The following is an 18,305-nucleotide window of genomic DNA, read 5'->3' as shown; positions in this document are numbered from 1 at the left end:
CTTGATCCTACGGTAGCGCGGCGGCGTGACCATGTGAGCCGTAGCCTCGCCGCCCTGGGCGTTCCGTCCGCCGCCTTGGGCTCCGCGGTTACCGCCCTGGGCACCGCGTCCGCCGCCCTGGCCGCCGCCCTGGCCGTCGCGTCCGCCCGGTTGGGCGGAGCGGGCGGGACGGCGCTGGCCGCGGGACTCGCCGCCCCGGCCGCCGCCCTGCTGGTCGCGGCCGGGCTCGTCGTCCAGCCGCAGCGTGAGCGAGATCCGCTTGCGCTGGAGGTCGACGTCGAGCACCTTCACGCGGACGATGTCGCCCGGCTTGACGACCTCGCGCGGGTCGGAGACGAACTTGTCGGACATCGCGGAGATGTGGACGAGGCCGTCCTGGTGGACGCCGACGTCGACGAACGCGCCGAACGCGGCCACGTTCGTGACGACGCCCTCCAGCAGCATCCCCGGTTCGAGGTCGGAGAGCTTGTCGACGCCCTCCTTGAAGGTGGCCGTCTTGAACGCCGGGCGCGGGTCGCGGCCCGGCTTCTCCAGCTCGGTGAGGATGTCGGTCACGGTCGGCAGGCCGAAGACGTCGTCCACGAAGTCGGACGGCTTCAGCGAGCGCAGCACCGCGGTGTTGCCGATCAGCCCCTTGATGTCGTTGCCCGCGGCCTTCAGGATGCGGTGCACCACCGGGTAGGACTCCGGGTGGACGCTGGAGGCGTCCAGCGGGTCGTCGCCGCCGGGGATGCGCAGGAAGCCCGCGCACTGCTCGAACGCCTTCGGGCCGAGCCGCGGCACCTCCTTCAGGCCCGCGCGGCTGCGGAACGGGCCGTTGGCGTCGCGGTGCGCGACGATGTTCTCCGCGAGGCCCTCGCCGATGCCCGAGACGCGGGTCAGCAGCGGCGCGGACGCGGTGTTGACGTCCACGCCGACCGCGTTGACGCAGTCCTCGACGACGGCGTCGAGCGAGCGCGACAGCTTAACCTCGGAGACGTCGTGCTGGTACTGGCCGACGCCGATGGACTTCGGGTCGATCTTGACGAGCTCGGCCAGCGGGTCCTGGAGGCGGCGGGCGATGGAGACGGCGCCGCGCAGCGACACGTCCATGCCGGGCAGCTCGCGGCCCGCGTACTCGGACGCGGAGTACACCGACGCGCCGGCCTCCGACACCATGATCTTGGTGAGGCCGAGGTCGGGGTGCCGGGCGATCAGGTCGGCGGCGAGCTTGTCGGTCTCGCGGGACGCCGTGCCGTTGCCGATCGAGACGAGGTCCACCTTGTGCTCGCGAGCCAGCCGCGCGAGCGTCTCGATCGACTCGTCCCACTTCCGGCGGGGCTCGTGCGGGTAGATCGTGTCGGTGGCGACGACCTTGCCGGTGGCGTCCACGACGGCGACCTTGACGCCGGTGCGCAGCCCCGGGTCGAGGCCCATCGTCGTGCGGGTGCCCGCCGGCGCGGCGAGCAGCAGGTCGCGCAGGTTCGCCGCGAACACGCGGACGGCCTCGTCCTCGGCCTCCTGGCGGAGCCGGGTCCGCAGGTCGATGCCGAGGTGGACGAGGATGCGGGTGCGCCAGGCCCAGCGCACCGCGTCGGCCAACCACCCGTCGGCCGGGCGGCCCTGGTCGGCGATCTGGAACCGGCGCGCGATCTCGGCCTCGTATGGGCTCCGCGCGGCCGGGTCGTCGCCCGCCTCCTCCGGCTCCAGGTCGAGGTCGAGGACCTCTTCCTTCTCGCCGCGGAACAGCGCGAGGATCCGGTGCGAGGGCAGGCGCGTGAACGGCTCGGAGAACGCGAAGTAGTCGGAGAACTTCGCGCCCGTCTCCTCCTTGCCCTCGCGGACCCGCGACACCATCCGCCCCTGGGTCCACATCCGCTCGCGGAGGGAGCCGATCAGGTCGGCGTCCTCGGCGAAGCGCTCGACCAGGATGGCCCGCGCTCCGTCGAGGGCCGCGGCCGCGTCGGCGACGCCCTTCTCCGCGTCCACGTAGCCCGCGGCGGCGGCCCGCGGGTCGTGGGACGGGTCGTCCAGCAGCAGGTCGGCGAGCGGTTCGAGACCGGCCTCGCGGGCGATCTGCGCCTTGGTGCGCCGCTTGGGCTTGTACGGGAGGTAGATGTCCTCCAGCCGCGCCTTGGAGTCGGCCGCGACGATCCGGGCGCGCAGCTCGCCGGTGAGCTTGCCCTGCGACTCGATCGACTCCAGGATCGCGGCGCGGCGCTCGTCCAGCTCGCGCAGGTAGCGGAGCCGCTCCTCCAGCGCGCGCAGCTGCGCGTCGTCGAGGGCGCCGGTCGCCTCCTTGCGGTAGCGGGCGATGAACGGGACGGTCGCCCCGCCGTCGAGCAGGTCGACCGCGACGCGCACCTGTCCCTCGCGGACGCCGATCTCCTCGGCGATGCGCCGGGTGATCGGCGGCGTGCCGTCGTGCTGGTCGGTCGCGGTCTGGCTGATGGTCGCTGTCACAACGTGGATTCGCTTTCTCCCCTGGATATCGCCTGAGCATTGTCCAGGTAACCGGGCCGCTTGTCTTGTCACTCCCGGGGACGCCGGGTCCGGGGGGTGGGGCCAGCTCCACCATCGTCCTGGAAATAGGGGGGCCTAGGCCTACCGTGGGCTCGGGCCGGACGTCCCAGAATGGAGAACGCGGGCGCAGCGCCGGGCGGTTCGATCCGGACGCGCGCTCCCAGGCAGTGCCGGGCGGTTCAGAGCTGTGGAGGACATCGTGAGCGAGCGCTTCGCCGATCGTTTCGGGGCGCAGGCGCGACGCGCCTTCGTGACCGTCGTCCGGGGACTGATCCAGACGGTCCTGGCGTTCGCGGCGAACCTGCCGCTGTTCATCCTGGCCGTGCTGGCGATCGTGTTCATCCCGCTCGGGGTGGGCGTGGTGCTCGCCCCGGCGGTGCTCCTCGCGATCCGCGGCGTGGCGAACCAGCAGCGCGAGTGGGCCGCGGAGTGGTCGGGCGTGCCGATCCCTGTCCCGTACCGGCCGGAACCGGCCGAGGGCGGCCCGTTCGCCCGGCTCCGCTGGCTGCTCACCGATCCGGCGACGTGGCGGGACCTGCTGTGGACGTTCCTGAACATCCCGGTCGGGGCGTTCCTCGGGATCCTGGCGTGCAGCCTCACCGTGTACGGGCTGGAGGGCGTGTTCGTGGCGCCGTGGGTGGCGCAGGTCACCGCCTACGGCTGGGGCCCGTTCTGGCCGCTGGGCGACTACGGCGTGGTCGGGATCGTGGGCACGGTCGTGCTCGGCGCGGCGCTCACGGTGGCGTCCGTTCCGCTCGGCTCCGCGGTGGTGAAGGCGCACGCGCTGTTCGGCCAGTCGCTGCTGGCGCCGACGCGCAACGCGCTGGCCGCCCGGGTGGTGCGGCTCACCGAGACCCGCTCGGACACGGTGGACGCGTCGGCCGCCGAGCTGCGCCGGATCGAGCGCGACCTGCACGACGGCGCGCAGGCGCGGCTGGTCGCGCTGAGCATGAACATCGGGCTGGCCGAGGAGATGATGAAGCACGACCCGGAGACGGCGCGGCAGCTCCTCGCCGAAGCCCGCAGCGCCAGCGGGACGGCGCTGACCGAGCTGCGCGACCTGGTCCGCGGCATCCACCCGCCCGTCCTCGCCGAGCGGGGCCTGGACGGCGCCGTGCGCGCCCTGGCGCTGTCCCTGCCGCTGCCGGTCGACGTCCGGATCGACGTCCCCGGGCGGGCCGACGCGCCGGTGGAGTCCGCCGCGTACTTCGCCGTGGCGGAGATCCTCGCGAACGTCGTCAAGCACTCCGGCGCGCAGCGCGCCTGGGTCCAGATCGAGCACACCGGCGACCGGCTGCTGATGATCATCGGTGACGACGGGACGGGCGGCGCCGATCCGGCCAAGGGCAGCGGCATGCTCGGGATCGAGCGCAGGCTGGGGGCGTTCGATGGGACGATGGCCGTGACGAGCCCCCCGGGCGGACCGACCGTCGTGACCATGGAGCTGCCGTGCGCGTTGTCATCGCCGAAGACCTTGCCCTCCTCCGGGACGGCCTGATCCGCCTGCTCGGCGCGTTCGGCTTCGAGGTCGTCGAAGCGGTGGACAACGGCCCGTCGCTGCTGCGGGCGCTCACCACGCACCGCCCCGACGTCGCCGTGGTGGACGTGCGGCTCCCGCCGACGTTCACCGACGAGGGCCTGCGGGCCGCGCTCCAGGCCCGCGAGAAGGTCCCCGGCCTGCCGATCCTCGTGCTGTCGCAGCACGTCGAGCAGCTCTACGCGCGCGAGCTGCTCTCCGACAGCTCCGGCGGCATCGGCTACCTGCTGAAGGACCGGGTGTCGGACGTGGCGCAGTTCGTGGACGCGGTGCGCCGGGTCGCGGGCGGCGGCACGGCCCTCGACCCGGACGTGGTGTCCCAGCTCCTCACCCGGCACGCCCGCGAGGAGCCGCTCCAGGCGCTGACCCCCCGCGAGCGCGAGGTGCTCGGGCTGATGGCCGAGGGCCGCTCGAACGCCGCGATCGCCGCGGCCCTCTTCGTCACCGAGAAGGCGATCAGCAAGCACACCAACAACATCTTCGGCAAGCTCGGCCTCCCCCAGTCCGAAGACGACAACCGCCGCGTCCTCGCGGTTTTGAAGTACCTCGGGGGCTAGCGGGCCCAGGGCGGGGTGATTCGTTCGGTGCCCTGGGGGGCGAGGTCGCACTTGTCCGGGTCGACCACGGCGTCGGGGTCGTAGGCGAGGCAGCCGGCGTGGGCCGCGACCACGGCGGTGAAGCCCCCGGCGCTGGTCATCTGGCGTGGGGCGTCGGCGGGCAGGACGACGGTGTCGCCGGGGCCGGCCTCCAGCGTGCGGCCGTCCAGGTCGATGGTCGCGGAGCCCTCCAGGAGCGTCCACACCTGCTCGGTGTCGAAGGCGTGCCGGGGGCCGGTCCTGCCCGGGGTCCAGTCGACCCGCCAGACGGCGACGCCGTCCGTGCCGCCCTGGGTGGGGGTGGCGAGCGTGGTCATGACGCCGTTGGGCGTCTCGGTTCGGCGGCTGTCGGTGTCGCGGACGAGCGTCATGGGTTCCGATCCCCTAGATTAGGCAACATGGTTGTCGATATAGTCAACGAGGTTGTCTTTCATGTCAAGTGACCCCGGCGATCCGCCGGGCTTCGAGCTGCCGCTGCGGCTGCTGCTGGCGTTCCGCGTGATCATCGACGAGCTGCACGCCGGGCTGGCCGAGCAGGGCCACCCGGACCTGCGGCCCATGCACGGCTTCGTCTTCCAGGCCATCGGGCCGCAGGGCACCACGGCCGTGGAGCTGGCCCGGCGGCTCGGCGTGTCCAAGCAGGCCGCGGGCAAGATGGTCGAGTCGCTGGAGCGGGCCGGCTACGTCGAGCGGGCGGCCGATCCCGCCGACGCGCGGCGGAAGATCGTCCGGCTGACGGCGCGCGGGACGGACTCGCTCGTCCGGTCCGCGGAGATCTTCGAGCGGATCCGGGACGGCTGGGCGGAGCGGCTCGGCGCGGACCGGCTGCGGGCGCTGGAGAACGATCTCCGCGCGGTCACCCCGGCGGACCTGTGGCGGCTGGACGTCCCCGGCTGGTTCGGAACGGGCTGAATTCTTTCCGCGGACCGCGACCGTACGTCCCCAGGCAGTCACTTAGACCACCCGGGAGGGCCGTTCCGGGTGTTTCCGAGGGCCTTGAACGGCCTCTTCGCCCCGGTTACCATCAGCGCAATTTCTTAGGAAACTTTCCTAAGAGATCCGGTATCTGTTGGTTCGGGGGCGGACTGAACGGAGAGCCATGTCCAGACCGGGCGGACGGCGGGCGATCGCGCTCGCCGGCGCGGCGACCCTCGCGGTGGCCTCGACCCTGCTCTCGGCGCCGCCGGCGTCGTCGGCGGGGGCGGTCACCGCGTCCTGCTCCAAGACCTCCGACTGGGGCACGGGCTTCGAGGGCAAGTGCACGATCACGAACGGGACGAGCGCCGGGATCAGCGGATGGAAGGTCGAGGGCGACCTGCCCTCCGGCACGTCCGTCGGCTCGGTGTGGGACGCGACCAAGACCGTGTCCGGCAACCACTACACGTTCACCAACGCGGGCTGGAACGGTGCGCTCGCGGCGGGCGCCACGGTCAGCTTCGGGTTCGGCGGCACCGGACCCGGCTGGTTCACCGGCTGCAAGGTCAACGGCGCCGCCTGCGACGGCAGCGGCACGCCCACGGACGACACCGCGGCCCCGACCGCGCCCGGCAACCTGCGCTCGACCGGGAAGACCGCCACGAGCGTCACCCTGGCGTGGGACGCGTCGAGCGACAACGTCGGCGTCACCGGCTACGACGTCTACAACGGCGGGACGAAGGCCGACACGGTGACCGGGACGACCGCCACCGTCTCGGGCCTGTCCGCCAAGACCGCCTACACGTTCACGGTGAAGGCGCGCGACGCGGCGGGCAACACGTCCCCGGCGTCGGCGGCGGTGTCGGTCACCACCGACGACGGCGGCTCGAACCCCGGCCCGGGCGGCTCGAAGGTCATCGGGTACTTCGCCGAGTGGGGAATCTACCAGCGCGGTTACCACGTCAAGAACATCGACACGAGCGGCTCGGCCGCCAAGCTCACCCACATCAACTACGCCTTCGGCAACGTCCAGAACGGGCAGTGCACGATCGGCGACAGCTACGCCGACTACGACCGCGCCTACAGCGCCGCCGAGAGCGTGGACGGCGTCGCCGACACCTGGGACACCGGCGCGCTGCGCGGCAGCTTCAACCAGCTCCGCAAGCTGAAGAAGAAGTACCCGAACCTCAAGGTGCTGTGGTCGTTCGGCGGCTGGACCTGGTCGGGCGGCTTCACCCAGGCCGCCGCGAACCCCGCCGCGTTCGCCGACTCCTGCTACAAGCTCGTCGAGGACCCGCGCTGGGCGGACGTGTTCGACGGCATCGACCTCGACTGGGAGTACCCGAACGCCTGCGGCCTCACCTGCGACACGAGCGGGCCCGCCGCGTTCAAGAACCTGCTGTCGGCCGTCCGCGCCCGGTTCGGCTCCGGCAACCTCGTCACGGCGGCGATCGCGGCCGACGCGAGCTCCGGCGGCAAGCTCGACGCGGCCGACTACGGCGGCGCCGCGCAGTACGTCGACTGGTACAACCCGATGACCTACGACTACTTCGGGGCGTGGGACGCGCAGGGCCCGACGGCGCCGCACTCGCCGCTGACGTCCTACCAGGGCATCCCGCACGAGGGCTTCAACAGCACCGACATGATCGCGAAGCTGCGCGCCAAGGGCGTGCCCGCGAGCAAGCTGCTGCTCGGCATCGGCTTCTACGGGCGCGGCTGGACGGGCGTCACCCAGTCCGCGCCGGGCGGCACCGCGACCGGCGCCGCGCCGGGCACCTACGAGGCGGGCATCGAGGACTACAAGGTCCTGAAGGGCAAGTGCCCCGCCACCGGCACCGTCGCCGGAACCGCCTACGCCAAGTGCGGCAGCGAGTGGTGGAGCTACGACACGCCGTCCACGATCGGCGGGAAGATGTCCTTCGCCAAGGCCCAGGGCCTCGGCGGCGCCTTCTTCTGGGAGCTCAGCGGCGACACGGCGGGCGGTGAGCTGATCACCGCGATCAAGAGCGGTCTCGGCTGAGCCGCCAACGGCGAGGGCGCCTCCCAGCCCTCCCGGCCTGCCGAGACTTCGGGCCCCTGACCCACCGGACGCCGGTCAGGGGCCCGCCCCTTTTCGGGCTGGACGATCTTCGGCCTAGACGAGCGAGAAGCCGCCGTCCACGGTGAGGACCTCACCGGTCATGTAGGGGTTGGCCATCAGGAACAGGGCGGCCGAGGCGGCCTCGTCGGCGGTCCCCCAGCGCCCGAGCGGCGTCCCGGACCCCGCCGCGGCGACGGCCCGATCCCCCGCCTCCCCCGCGTCCGCGCCCATCGCGCCGCGCGACAGCGGCGTGTCGAACTGGCCGAACCGGACCGCGTTGACCCGCAGCCGGCGCGGCGCCAGCTCCACCGCCAGCGCGCGGGCCAGCGCCTCGACCCCGCCGACCGCCGCGAGGGGCGCGGACATACCCGGCCGCGGGCGGGTGACGAGGACGCCCGAGCTGAACGTCACCGAGCCGCCCGGCCCGAGCCGCGGGACGGCCGCCCGCGCGATCGCCAGCGCGCTCCACAGCCGCTCGTCGAACGCCTCGCCCGCGGTGTCACGCGTCATCTCGGCGACCGGCCCCGCGCCGGTCAGGCCGCCCGCCGTGTGCAGGACGTGGTCGACGGCGCCCGTCCGCTCGAAGACCTCCGTGACGGCCCGCTCGTCCCGGATGTCGGCCGCGATGCCGAGCACGTCGCCGTCTCCGGCGTCGCGGACGCGTTCCACGGCGGCGTCCAGGCGGCCCTTGTCCCGGCCCACGAGGACGGTGCGGGCGCCGATCGAGCCCAGCAGCGCTCCGGCGGCCAGGCCGATGCCCGAGCTGCCGCCGAAGATCAGGACGGTGCCGCCGGCGAGCCCGTCCGGCAGCGGTGAGCGCACGGGGATCGGCGCGGTGGTGGTGGTCATGGTACCCCTCCGAAGGAATAAACCATCTGGTTGTTTTAGAGTGGCGGCGGCGGAGCGGAAAGTCAACCGGATGGTTTAATCGGTGCATGAGCTACGACGCGGAGGCCACCCGGCGGCGGATCTTCCAGGCCGCCGCCGCCGAGTTCGCCGCGCACGGCCTCGCGGGCGCCCGGATCGACCGCATCGCCACCGCGGCCAGGGCCAACAAGCAGGCGATCTACCTGTACTTCGGCGGCAAGGAGAAGCTGTTCGGCGCCGTCGTCCGCGCCAAGGTCGACGAGATCTGCCACAGCAACGACCTGGACCCCGACGACATCGCCGGGTCGGTGGGGCACCTGTTCGACTGGTACCAGGACAACCCCGACCTGATCCGCCTGCTGCTCTGGGAGGCGCTGGAGACGCGCGGGCCCGTCGAGGGCGAGGACGAGCGCCGCGTGATGTACCGCGGGAACGTCCGCGAGCTCACGTCCGCCGGAGTCGCCGCCGACCTGCCCGAGCCGGCCCGGACGCGCGCCGCGCAGGACTGGATGATGACGATCCTCGGCCTCGTGGCCTGGAACTTCGCCGTCCCGCAGCTCTGCCGCCTCATCCTGGACGAGCCGGACGACGCCGCGGCGCTCGCCCGCCGCCGCGCCGCCGTCATCGAGGCCGCGCGCGTGCTCGCCGCGTCCCGGGCCACCGCCCCGGCCGCACCGCGATGATCGCCGCCGTGCTGTTCGACCTGGACGGCACGCTGCTCGACCACGACGGCGCGTCCGCCGAGGCGATCGTCCGCGCGTTCCCCGACGCGGACCCGGGGGACCTCGTCCGGCGCTGGCAGGCGATCTCCGAGGCGGCGATCGACCGGTACGTGGCGGGCGGGCTGGGCCTGGCCGAGCAGCGGCGCGCCCGCGCCGTCGCGCTCGCCCGGGACCTCGGCCTCGGCACCTGGGACGACGCCCGCGCCGACGCGTGGTTCGCCCGCTACCTCGACGGCTACACCGCCGCGTGGCGGCCCTTCCCCGACGCCGCCCCGGCGCTCGACGCGCTGGCCGCGCGCGGCATACCGCTCGGCGTGGTCACCAACGGGGAGGCCCGGCAGCAGAACGCGAAGATCGCGGCGATCGGCCTCGCCGGGCGGCTGCCGTACGTCCTCGCGTCCAGCGAGGCGGGCTGCGCGAAGCCCGCCGCCGAAATCTTCCACGTCGCATGCGCGGGCCTCGGCCTGGAGCCGGGTGCGGTCGCCTACGTCGGCGACCGCCTCGCGACCGACGCGCGCGCCGCGGCCGCCGCGGGACTGACCGGCGTCTGGCTCGACCGCTCCGGCCGTCCCGCCGAGGACGGCCTCGACGTCGCGCGCATCACCTCACTCGACGCCCTCCCCGCCCTCCTGGCCTGAGCGCTCCTCGAACGCGGCCCAGCGCGAACGACACTTACCGATCGTCACGCTTCGTAATAGACTGAGCACGGAACGACGTAATCGCTTGATGATTAGGAGCAATGATGGGACAGGTACTGGAGACCTACCGGCGCTTGCGCGGGTTCATCGACGCGGGCGACATCGACCGGCTCAGCGAGGTGATGGACGAGGACCTGGTGGAGAACTGCCTCGGGCTCACGGGCTGGACGCTCGGTCTCGACTGCGCGACGGCCAACCTCGCGGCCGGTTACGGCACGGCGTTCGCCGATTTCGGTGACTCCCTCGTGGACTCCGTCGAGGCCGACGGGGCTCTGACGGTGCACGGCCGCGCGCAGGCCACCCACGTGGGCGCCTTCCTGGGCGTCGAGGCCAGCGGCAGGAGAGTGGCCTGGGATTACGTCGACCTTCTCAGGACCGGTCCCGATGGCCGCTTCAACTGGCGTCTGTATGCGACCGACTGGAACTACGTGCGGCTCCAGATGCTGGACCAAACGCCGGACTTGCCCACTGAGCCGCAACGCCGTGCCGTCCAAGCCGAACTCGCCGCGCACCGGAACTGACCGGGCCGCCTCGGCGTGAGGGGCGGGCAGGTCGAAGGCCCATCGGGCCGTACCTGCCCGCCCGGCCGGCCCCGCCGCCGTGCTCGACGACCAGGCCATCCTCGCGCGCGGCGCAGGAACGGAAGGTGAGGGCGGCGTCTCCCGTCAATCGGTCTGCAGCACCGCCTCGATCTCCAGGACGATCTGCACCTTCTCGCTCAGCGCCAGCCCGCTCGCGCCCGGGACCTTGGAGCTGTCGCCGACGCCGAACTCCAGGCGGCTGATCTCACCGGTCGCGGTGAAGCCGGCGCGGGCGCCCTTGGACGGGTCGTCCTGGCGGAACGGGTCGGGGCCGAAGCCGCCGAGCTCCAGGCGGAGCGGGACCTGCCGCGTCACGCCGTGCAGCGACAGCTCGCCGTCGACCACGAAGTCGTCGCCCTCGGGCCGCAGGCCGGTCGAGCGGTAGGTCATGGTGGGGTACGTCGCGACGTCGAGGAAGTCGGCGGACCTGACGTGCTCGTCGCGCTGCGCGTTGCCCGTGTCGACCGAGGCCAGGTCGATGGTGGCGGTGACGGAGGAGTCGAGGACGTCGTCGGCGGTGACGACCGTCCCCTCGAACGTCCCGAAGCGTCCGCGGACCTTGCTGACCATGAGGTGCCGGATGGTGAAGCCCACCCCGGAGTGGATCGGGTCGATCGCCCAGGTGCCGGCGACGTAGCCGGGGATCTCGACAAGCTCGGCGGTCATGGTGTCTCCTTGAGTTCCGAGAAGTAAGACGGTTCCCTTTCGGAACCGTCACCCCATGGTGCGGACGCGCACCGAACCGGCACAAGAAGGCACTAATTACTGCCTCGGTCACCTGGAGATAACCATGGAGCCCAGCGCGTTCCGCGAGCACCACCCGTCCATGTGCCGGGCGCGGGAGATCCTCGACCGCGTCGGCGACAAGTGGTCGCTCCAGGTGATCGCGCTGCTCGGCGAGCGCACCAAGCGGTTCACCGAGCTGAAGCGCGAGATCGACGGGATCAGCCAGCGGATGCTCACCGTCACGCTGCGCGGCCTGGAGCGCGACGGCATCGTCACCCGGACCGTCTACCCGGTGATGCCGCCGCGCGTGGACTACTCCCTCACCCCGATGGGCGCCACCCTGATGGACGCGGCGAGCACCCTCGTCCTCTGGGCCGAGACCCACCTGGACGAGATCGACGCCGCCCGCGCCGACTACGACGCCCGCGCCGCCGAGATCGAGACCCTCAAGACCTCCTGAGCGCGCCCGCGCAGAAGACGCAGACGTAGTCGTCGTCCTTGACCACGTTGAGTTCCCCACATCCCGGACAGTGCCGGAAGACGAACACCGCCGTGAAGCCGTCCGGACGGTCCAGGCCCGCGCGGTCGAGCGCGGCGGCGACGTCCGGCCACGACGCCGCGTCCGGGCAGTAACCGGTGGACTGGTTGCTGATCTCCCCGACCCGCGTGCCGTGGAAGGTCACCTCCCCGGCGGCGAGGACGGACTGTCCGCCCGCGCAGGCCACATGCTCGCTGCGGCGGGGCGCCACCCGCAGCGTCCCGTCGAGATCGACGACGTAGGTGAACGGTTCGTCGCGCTCGGCGGCGTCCCGGCCGGCGAGCCAGCGCTTCAGGTCCGCGGGTGAGGCGACGCGCTCGCCCACGGTGTCCGGGGACGCCCGTTCGAGCAGTTCAGGAGGGCCTACATAGCCGTACGCGCGCGACACGGTGGCGATAATCGCGTGCCGGGCGGGATACCGCGAGGTAATTTGGGACGTCCCGGAGCGTCCGGGGTGTTCGCGGAACGGAACCGAGCAGGAAGACCGATGGCCTTTCACGAGGTGGGGCGGCGAGCTAGCCGCGCCGAGCTGGGGGACGAGCAGTCGTGCCCGGCCCGGCTCGGCGGTGTGCGCCGTCATCCCATCGACCTCGTGAGGCCGTTCCATGCGCTCTTCTGACATCCGTTCCACCTTCCTGGGCTTCTTCCAGGAGCGCGGCCACCGCGCCGTGCCGTCCAGCCCGCTGATCCCGTCCGATCCCACGCTGCTGCTGGCCAACGCGGGCATGAACCAGTTCGAGCCGTACTTCGCGGGCGAGGCGGTCCCGGAGCATCCCCGGGCGATGTCCGTGCAGAAGTGCGCGCGCACGTCCGACATTGAGAACGTGGGGCGGACGGCCCGGCACGCCACGTTCTTCGAGATGCTCGGCAACTTCTCCTTCGGCGACTACTTCAAGTCGGAGGCGATCTCCTGGGCATGGGAGCTCTTCACCCGGCACTACAACCTCGACCCCGAGCGCCTCTGGGTCACCGTGTACCTGGACGACGACGAGGCGGAGCGGCTCTGGCGGCGCGTCGGCGTCCCCTCGGAGCGGATCCAGCGGCTCGGCATGGAGGACAACTACTGGTCGATGGGCGTGCCCGGCCCCTGCGGCCCGTCGTCCGAGCTCCACTACGACCGAGGGCCGTCCTTCGGAGTGGAGGGCGGGCCTGCGGTGGACGGCGAGCGCTACCAGGAGTTGTGGAACCTCGTCTTCATGCAGAACATCCGCGGAGAGGGTTCGGGCAAGGGCGACTATCCGATCGTCGGTGAGCTACCCGCCAGGAACATCGACACCGGCCTCGGCCTGGACCGTCTGGCGGCCGTCCTGCAAGGCGTCGACACGGTCTGCGAGACCGACCTGCTCGCGCCGTCGCTCCGTCTCGTCCAGGAGATGGCCGGACGCGAGTACCCCGGACGCGACGGGAGCGAGGCGTCCACGTCGTTCCGCGTCGTCGCCGAGCACGCGCGGTCGATCGCGTTCCTCGTCGCGGACGGCGTCCTGCCCGCGCGCGACGGCCGCGGCTACGTGCTGCGCCGGCTGATGCGTCGCGCGATCCGGCACGCGCGACGGCTCGGCATCGACGAGCCCGTGCTGTCCCCGCTGACCGGGAGCGTCATCGCGAACCTGGGCGGCGCGTGGCCGGAGCTGGAACGGCAGTCGGCGCTGATCCGGCAGGTCGTCACGGCGGAGGAGGAGGGGTTCGAGCGGACGCTGCGCCAGGGCTCCCGGCTGCTGGAGTCGGCGATCACCCGCGCGACCTCGGGCGGCTCGGGGTCCATCTCGGGCCAGACGGCGTTCGAGCTGCACGACACCTACGGGTTCCCCATCGACCTGACCCTGGACGCGGCGCGCTCGGCGGGCCTCACCGTGGACCAGGACGCGTTCGAGGCCCTCATCGAAGAGCAGCGCAGCCAGGCGCACAGGGCGGGCCAGGGCCGCAAGGGCGACGCGGTCAAACGGCAGGACCTGTACCGGCGCGTAAACGCGGAGCACGGCCTCACGGACTTCGTCGGTTACGACACGACCACGGCCGAGACCCGCCTGGTGGCGCTGCTAAGCGACACGGACATCGTGCAGAGCGCGCGCGAGGGCGACGAACTGGAGGTGGTCCTCTCCAGGAGCCCCTTCTACGCGGAGTCAGGCGGTCAGGTCGGCGACACGGGAACGCTACGCACGTCCGGGGCGCTGCTACGCGTCCTCGACACCCGGCCTGGGCTGGACGGCCTGCACGTCCACACGGTCCGCGTGGAGGAAGGCGAGATCCGTCCCGGCGAGGAGGCGGAGGCGGTCGTGGACGCGGACCGGCGGGCGGCGACCGCGCGCTCCCACAGCGCGACGCACGTCCTGCACGCGATGCTGCGGCGCGTCCTCGGCGACCACGCGGCGCAGCGCGGCTCGCGGGTCGAGCCCGGACGGCTGCGCTTCGACTTCGCGCACTTCTCCGGCGTGGAGCCCGGCGAGCTCGCCGCCGTCCAGACCCTGGTCAACGACTACCTGCTGGACGACCCCGACGTCCGCGTCTGGGAGGCGAGCCGCGCCGACGCGGAGGCCGCGGGCGCGGTCGCGCTGTTCGGCGAGAGGTACGGGACGCGGGTGCGCGTCGTCGACATCGGCGACGCGTCCCGCGAGCTGTGCGGCGGCACGCACGTCGGCCACGGCTCCCAGGCCGGTCCCGTGCACATCCTCGGCGAGTCGTCCATCGGCACCGGGCTGCGCCGCGTCGAGGCGCTCACCGGCGCGGACGCGCTGCGCCACCACGACCACCAGCGCGACCTGCTCACCGAGCTGGCGGACCTGCTGCACGTCCGCCCGGACGAGGCGCCCGCGCGGCTCCGGCAGCGGCTGGCGACCCTCGCCGAGACGCAGCGCGCGCTCGCGTCCCTCCGCGACGCGGACCTGGACGCGCACGCGGCGCGGCTGGCCGCGTCCGCGGAGGACCTGCCCGGCGGCTGGCTCGTCGCGCGGGTCGTCGACGAGCCCGACCTGCGCTCCCTCGCGACGCGGATCCTCGCGCACCGCGGCGGGGACGGGGCGGTCGTCCTCGGCACGGCGTCCGGCGGCAAGGCGTCGCTCGTCGCGGCGGTCCGGGACGGCCTGCTCGCCGCGGGCCGCTCGCCCGGCCCGGTCCACGCGCGCGACCTGCTGGTCTCCGCGGCGCGCGCGGTCGGCGGCGGCGCGGGCGGCAAGGGGCCCCTGGCCAGCGCCGGCGGACGGCGCCCCGAGCACCTGGCGACGGCGGTCGAACTCGCCTCGGCGGAGGCGCGGCGCTTGATAACCGAAGGTTCCCGGCGTATCCGTTGAGGGAGGACGGCGAGGGGAGTCACGGTGCTGCGCGTCTTCTGTCTGGGCGGCCTCGGGATCACGGTCGAGGACGTGTACCTCATCGACCCCGACCCCGACCGGGGCGGGCACGAGCGCGGCGTCCGCGTCGAGCTGCGGCTGCTCCCCCTCCAGCCGTGGCGCGGCACCCGCAACGCCGCCCAGCCGATCGTGGCCGACCGGGCCGTCTGGCGCGCCGACTTCCTGGAGTCGGTCGCCGGCGGCCCGGGCAGCAAGGACCGCATGCACCACCACCCCGGCATGGTCGACAGCGAACCCGGGCGGCGCGTCTTCGTCCCCGGGCTCACCGCCGACCCGATGGGCTGGCTCAAGCACCAGCTCTTCGACGTCCTCCCGCTCCTGGAGGCCGCCGGGGTGGACGCGGACGCGCACCGCGCGTCCGCCGAGGAGATCCGCGACGCGATCCCGGAGATCGTCGGCACCGTGGCCACCGTCCTGGGCGAGGTCCGCGAGGGCATCCTCGCGACCTCGCCGACGGCCGGCCGCACCGCCGGGACGCGGCCCGCGAGCTGACCGCCCCGGACTCCCGGCTCAACCGTTCGGCAGGATGACCGCCCGGCCGTTCACCCGGCCCGCGTGCAGCCGCTCGTACGCCTCCGGCGCCTCGTCCAGCCCGTACGTCTCGACGTGGACGTCCACGATGCCCGCCCGCGCCAGCTCCAGCACCTCGATCAGCTCCGCCCGGCTCCCCCAGTACGGCGCCCGCACCGCCGTGTCGTAGGGCGTGACGCCGAACCCGACCTGGGCGATGCCGCCGCCGATGCCGACCAGGACCACGTCGGCGTCCACCGCCGTCACCGCGGTCGCCGTCGCCACCGTGGGCGGCGCGCCCACGAAGTCGAAGACCGCCTGCACCCCGCCGGTCAGCGCCCGCACGTTCGCGGCGGCGTCCGCGTCCGACAGCACGACGTCGTGGGCGCCGACGACCCGCGCCAGCTCCAGCTTCTCCTCCGACACGTCCAGCGCGATCACCCGCGCCGGGGTCAGCGCCCGCAGCAGCTGGATCGCGACGTGCCCGAGCCCGCCCGTCCCGATCACGACGGCCGCGCTGCCCGGCACCAGCTTCGGCAGCGACCCCTTGATCGCGTGGTAGGGGGTGAGCCCCGCGTCCGTGAGCGGCACGCTCGTCGCCGGGTCGAGGTCGCCCAGCGGCACGAGATGGCGCGCGTCGTCCACCAGCAGGTACTCCGCGATCGCGCCGGGAGCGCCCAGCCCCGGCGGCTGGATGCCCAGCTCCGCCGCCCGCAGGCAGTAGTTCTCCTCGCCCTGCGCGCATTTCAGGCACCGCCCGCACCCCCACGGCCCGTACACCGCGACGGACTCGCCCACATCGACCCCGCGCACCCCGTCCCCGAGGGCGGCCACCGTCCCGGCCCCCTCGTGCCCCAGCGTCAGCGGCAGCGGGAACGGCACCTCGGGCCAGCTCATCACCGCGATGTCCGAGTGGCACACGCCCGCCGCGGTGACCTTCAGGAGCACCTCCCCGGGCCCGGGCTCGGGGTCGGGCACCGTGACGACCTCGGGCGCGGTTCCGATCGTTCGATACTGGACGGCCTTCATCATCTCCCCTTTCCCCGGAAGCCCGGAGAACCTTCCCTTACCCGCCGCTCCCTCGCCTTAATAAAAGAGTCAATAAAGACGAATACCCGTTTTCCGCCGTTACAACGGACCCGCCCAGGGAACGGCTCGAACCGGCTGGATCCGACCGTGCACGATGACGAAAATGGGGAGAGACATGAGGAAGTTCCTGGGGGCGGCGAGCATGGCCGCCATCGTCATGTTCGGTTCCGCCGCACCCGCGCCCGCGATGGCGGAACCGCCGAAACCACCGGCCGTCCAGAACGTCCAGCACCAGCAGAAGGCACCGGACGACGACGACAACGGCGGCAGCAGCAAGACCGGCCTGTGGGGCCTGCTCGGGCTCCTCGGCCTCCTCGGCGCCATGGGCATGAGGTCCCGCCGGCCCAAGGTCGGCGTCGCCGAGAGCAGTATCAGCGGCCGGCGCCAGGGCCCCGGCGTGTAGGACGCGCGGAACCGCCGCCCGAAACGCCCGGGCGGCGGTTCGCCGGATTGGGGCCTGGTCCGGAACCGATCTTCGGTGCAGACTGCCGTCATGGCGGACGCGGGCTATCTCCTCGGACCGGACGGACTGCGCGTCGAGGCGGTCGAGCTGACCGAGGCCGACCTGGTCTACGCCCGCATGCGGCACCGCGACGCCCGGATCGGGCAGGCGTGGTTCCTCGTGACGCGCCGCGGCAAGCTCGTGGCGTACTGCCGCTACATCGAGGAGGTGGCCGAGCTGGTCGACCTCACCGACCTGCACGGCCCCGGCAGCGCCGCCGAGGAGAGCGGCTGAGCCCTACCGCGGCGGCTCCCCGCCGAACCACTGCCCCGCCTGCCTGCGCGCCGTCCCCGGCGCCGTCCCCGGCGGCGGCCCCTGCGGCCGCGGCGCCCGCTCGCCGGCCGTCCGCCCCGGCCCGTCCCGGTGCGCGAACACCAGGTCGTCCTGCTCCGGGTTCACCGAGACGATCAGCAGGACGGCGAACGACACGATGCTGACCGCCACGATCAGCGGCAGCAGGAAGTCGATCCCCTCGGCCCCGGACGGCGTGTGCAGGCCGTCCGGCGTCCGCACCCGCATGGCGGCCATGCCGGTGTAGTGCATCCCGGTGACCGCCACACCCATGATCAGCGCCGCGCCGACCATCGCCTGCATGCCCCGCACCCGCGTCGCGAACCACAGCGCCGCGGTCGCCGCCGCCACGGCGATCAGCACCGACAGCAGAACGAACCCGTACTGGTACGAGATCTCGCCTTCCATGTCCATGCTGGCCATTCCGGTGTAATGCATTCCGGCCACACCGACCCCGGTGACGACACCGCCGAGAAGGAGCGTCCTGGCCCGTCCGCCACCGAATCCGACCAGCAGCAGCCCTCCCCCGACAATGCCGATGGCGAGGGCCGCGCTCAACAAAGTGAGCCCCACGTGATAGCGAATGTGCATGCCCGACACGCTGAAACCCAGCATGGCGATGAAATGCATGACCCAGATCCCGGTACCGCCGATGGACACCGCCGCGGTGACCAGCCAGGCGCCCCGGACCACACCCTCCGCCCGTGCCGCCCGCGCCGTGCACTTGAGGCCCAGCAGCGACCCCACGAACGACATCAGGTAGGCCAGGACCGGCGTGAACGCCCCGTACGTGAAGTGATGCATCTC

The 18,305-nt window shown here is 72.7% G+C and carries 19 protein-coding genes; 12 read left to right on the top strand and 7 right to left on the bottom strand.

Going from position 1 to position 18,305, the window contains the following annotated elements:
- Positions 1-2,442: Tex family protein (locus E1300_RS11425; RefSeq protein WP_131756922.1), on the bottom strand; the 2,442-nt coding region annotated here is incomplete at its 3' end.
- 259 nt (positions 2,443-2,701) lie between these two features.
- Between E1300_RS11425 and E1300_RS11420 the strand changes: the two genes are divergently transcribed.
- Both E1300_RS11420 and E1300_RS11415 read left to right on the top strand, forming a co-directional pair.
- Complete coding sequence (locus tag E1300_RS11420) at positions 2,702-4,000, top strand: sensor histidine kinase (RefSeq protein WP_242619079.1); 1,299 nt, start codon at positions 2,702-2,704, stop codon at positions 3,998-4,000.
- Complete coding sequence (locus tag E1300_RS11415) at positions 3,952-4,596, top strand: LuxR C-terminal-related transcriptional regulator (RefSeq protein ID WP_131756920.1); 645 nt, start codon at positions 3,952-3,954, stop codon at positions 4,594-4,596. The genes E1300_RS11420 and E1300_RS11415 overlap by 49 nt, the downstream gene beginning before the upstream one ends.
- On the opposite strand, the gene E1300_RS11410 is transcribed toward E1300_RS11415, so the two are convergent.
- Complete coding sequence (locus E1300_RS11410) at positions 4,593-5,006, bottom strand: cupin domain-containing protein (RefSeq protein WP_131756918.1); 414 nt, start codon at positions 5,004-5,006, stop codon at positions 4,593-4,595. The genes E1300_RS11415 and E1300_RS11410 overlap by 4 nt on opposite strands.
- A 61-nt stretch (positions 5,007-5,067) precedes the next feature.
- On the opposite strand from E1300_RS11410, the gene E1300_RS11405 reads away from it, so the two are divergent.
- Both E1300_RS11405 and E1300_RS53390 read left to right on the top strand, forming a co-directional pair.
- Positions 5,068-5,547 carry a MarR family winged helix-turn-helix transcriptional regulator gene (locus E1300_RS11405; protein ID WP_131756916.1) on the top strand — a complete coding sequence of 160 codons (480 nt, stop codon included), beginning with the start codon at positions 5,068-5,070 and terminating at the stop codon, positions 5,545-5,547.
- Positions 5,548-5,734: 187 nt separating this feature from the next.
- Positions 5,735-7,570, top strand: coding sequence for a glycosyl hydrolase family 18 protein (locus tag E1300_RS53390; RefSeq protein WP_131756914.1), 1,836 nt, complete (start codon positions 5,735-5,737; stop codon positions 7,568-7,570).
- Between the two features lie 114 nt (positions 7,571-7,684).
- On the opposite strand, the gene E1300_RS11395 is transcribed toward E1300_RS53390, so the two are convergent.
- Complete coding sequence (locus E1300_RS11395; RefSeq protein ID WP_131756912.1) at positions 7,685-8,479, bottom strand: SDR family NAD(P)-dependent oxidoreductase; 795 nt, start codon at positions 8,477-8,479, stop codon at positions 7,685-7,687.
- 86 nt (positions 8,480-8,565) lie between these two features.
- On the opposite strand from E1300_RS11395, the gene E1300_RS11390 reads away from it, so the two are divergent.
- The 3 genes from E1300_RS11390 to E1300_RS11380 all read left to right on the top strand — a co-directional run bounded on the left by E1300_RS11390 (position 8,566) and on the right by E1300_RS11380 (position 10,438).
- A complete protein-coding gene (locus tag E1300_RS11390) occupies positions 8,566-9,180 on the top strand; it encodes a TetR/AcrR family transcriptional regulator (RefSeq protein ID WP_131756910.1) in 615 nt (204 codons plus the stop codon).
- A gap of 8 nt (positions 9,181-9,188) precedes the next feature.
- Positions 9,189-9,857, top strand: a complete 669-nt coding sequence (locus tag E1300_RS11385; RefSeq protein ID WP_242619078.1) for an HAD family hydrolase — start codon at positions 9,189-9,191, stop codon at positions 9,855-9,857.
- Between the two features lie 104 nt (positions 9,858-9,961).
- Positions 9,962-10,438, top strand: a complete 477-nt coding sequence (locus tag E1300_RS11380) for an ester cyclase (RefSeq protein WP_165502796.1) — start codon at positions 9,962-9,964, stop codon at positions 10,436-10,438.
- Between the two features lie 144 nt (positions 10,439-10,582).
- Here the strand turns inward: E1300_RS11380 and E1300_RS11375 are convergent, their stop codons facing one another.
- Entirely contained in the window at positions 10,583-11,164 is a 582-nt protein-coding gene (locus tag E1300_RS11375) for a YceI family protein (protein ID WP_131756905.1), read from the bottom strand.
- 124 nt (positions 11,165-11,288) lie between these two features.
- On the opposite strand from E1300_RS11375, the gene E1300_RS11370 reads away from it, so the two are divergent.
- Positions 11,289-11,684 (top strand): winged helix-turn-helix transcriptional regulator, encoded by a 396-nt coding sequence (locus E1300_RS11370; RefSeq protein WP_131756903.1) that lies wholly within the window; start codon positions 11,289-11,291, stop codon positions 11,682-11,684.
- On the opposite strand, the gene E1300_RS11365 is transcribed toward E1300_RS11370, so the two are convergent.
- Entirely contained in the window at positions 11,671-12,150 is a 480-nt protein-coding gene (locus E1300_RS11365) for a hypothetical protein (protein ID WP_242619077.1), read from the bottom strand. The genes E1300_RS11370 and E1300_RS11365 overlap by 14 nt on opposite strands.
- A 217-nt stretch (positions 12,151-12,367) precedes the next feature.
- Here E1300_RS11365 and alaS point away from each other — a divergent pair, with 217 nt between their 5' ends.
- Both alaS and E1300_RS11355 read left to right on the top strand, forming a co-directional pair.
- Positions 12,368-15,046: an alanine--tRNA ligase gene (gene alaS, locus E1300_RS11360; protein WP_131756901.1), complete on the top strand. Its 2,679-nt coding sequence runs from the start codon at positions 12,368-12,370 to the stop codon at positions 15,044-15,046.
- A gap of 24 nt (positions 15,047-15,070) precedes the next feature.
- On the top strand, positions 15,071-15,598 hold the full coding sequence (locus E1300_RS11355) for a hypothetical protein (protein ID WP_131756899.1): 528 nt from the start codon (positions 15,071-15,073) through the stop codon (positions 15,596-15,598).
- 18 nt (positions 15,599-15,616) lie between these two features.
- On the opposite strand, the gene E1300_RS11350 is transcribed toward E1300_RS11355, so the two are convergent.
- On the bottom strand, positions 15,617-16,645 hold the full coding sequence (locus tag E1300_RS11350) for an NAD(P)-dependent alcohol dehydrogenase (protein WP_131756936.1): 1,029 nt from the start codon (positions 16,643-16,645) through the stop codon (positions 15,617-15,619).
- 175 nt (positions 16,646-16,820) lie between these two features.
- Between E1300_RS11350 and E1300_RS11345 the strand changes: the two genes are divergently transcribed.
- Complete coding sequence (locus E1300_RS11345; RefSeq protein ID WP_131756897.1) at positions 16,821-17,108, top strand: WGxxGxxG family protein; 288 nt, start codon at positions 16,821-16,823, stop codon at positions 17,106-17,108.
- Positions 17,109-17,198: 90 nt separating this feature from the next.
- On the top strand, positions 17,199-17,441 hold the full coding sequence (locus tag E1300_RS11340; RefSeq protein WP_131756896.1) for a hypothetical protein: 243 nt from the start codon (positions 17,199-17,201) through the stop codon (positions 17,439-17,441).
- A gap of 3 nt (positions 17,442-17,444) precedes the next feature.
- On the opposite strand, the gene E1300_RS11335 is transcribed toward E1300_RS11340, so the two are convergent.
- The gene (locus E1300_RS11335; RefSeq protein WP_207399648.1) at positions 17,445-18,302 is read right to left on the bottom strand and encodes an MHYT domain-containing protein; all 858 of its coding nucleotides are present in this window, start codon (positions 18,300-18,302) and stop codon (positions 17,445-17,447) included.
- Between the last annotated feature and the right edge of the window lie 3 nt (positions 18,303-18,305).

The sequence above is a fragment of the Actinomadura fibrosa genome (assembly GCF_900659615.1).
Taxonomy (GTDB): domain Bacteria; phylum Actinomycetota; class Actinomycetes; order Streptosporangiales; family Streptosporangiaceae; genus Spirillospora; species Spirillospora fibrosa.
This window is presented reverse-complemented; position numbering and strand designations above follow the sequence as displayed.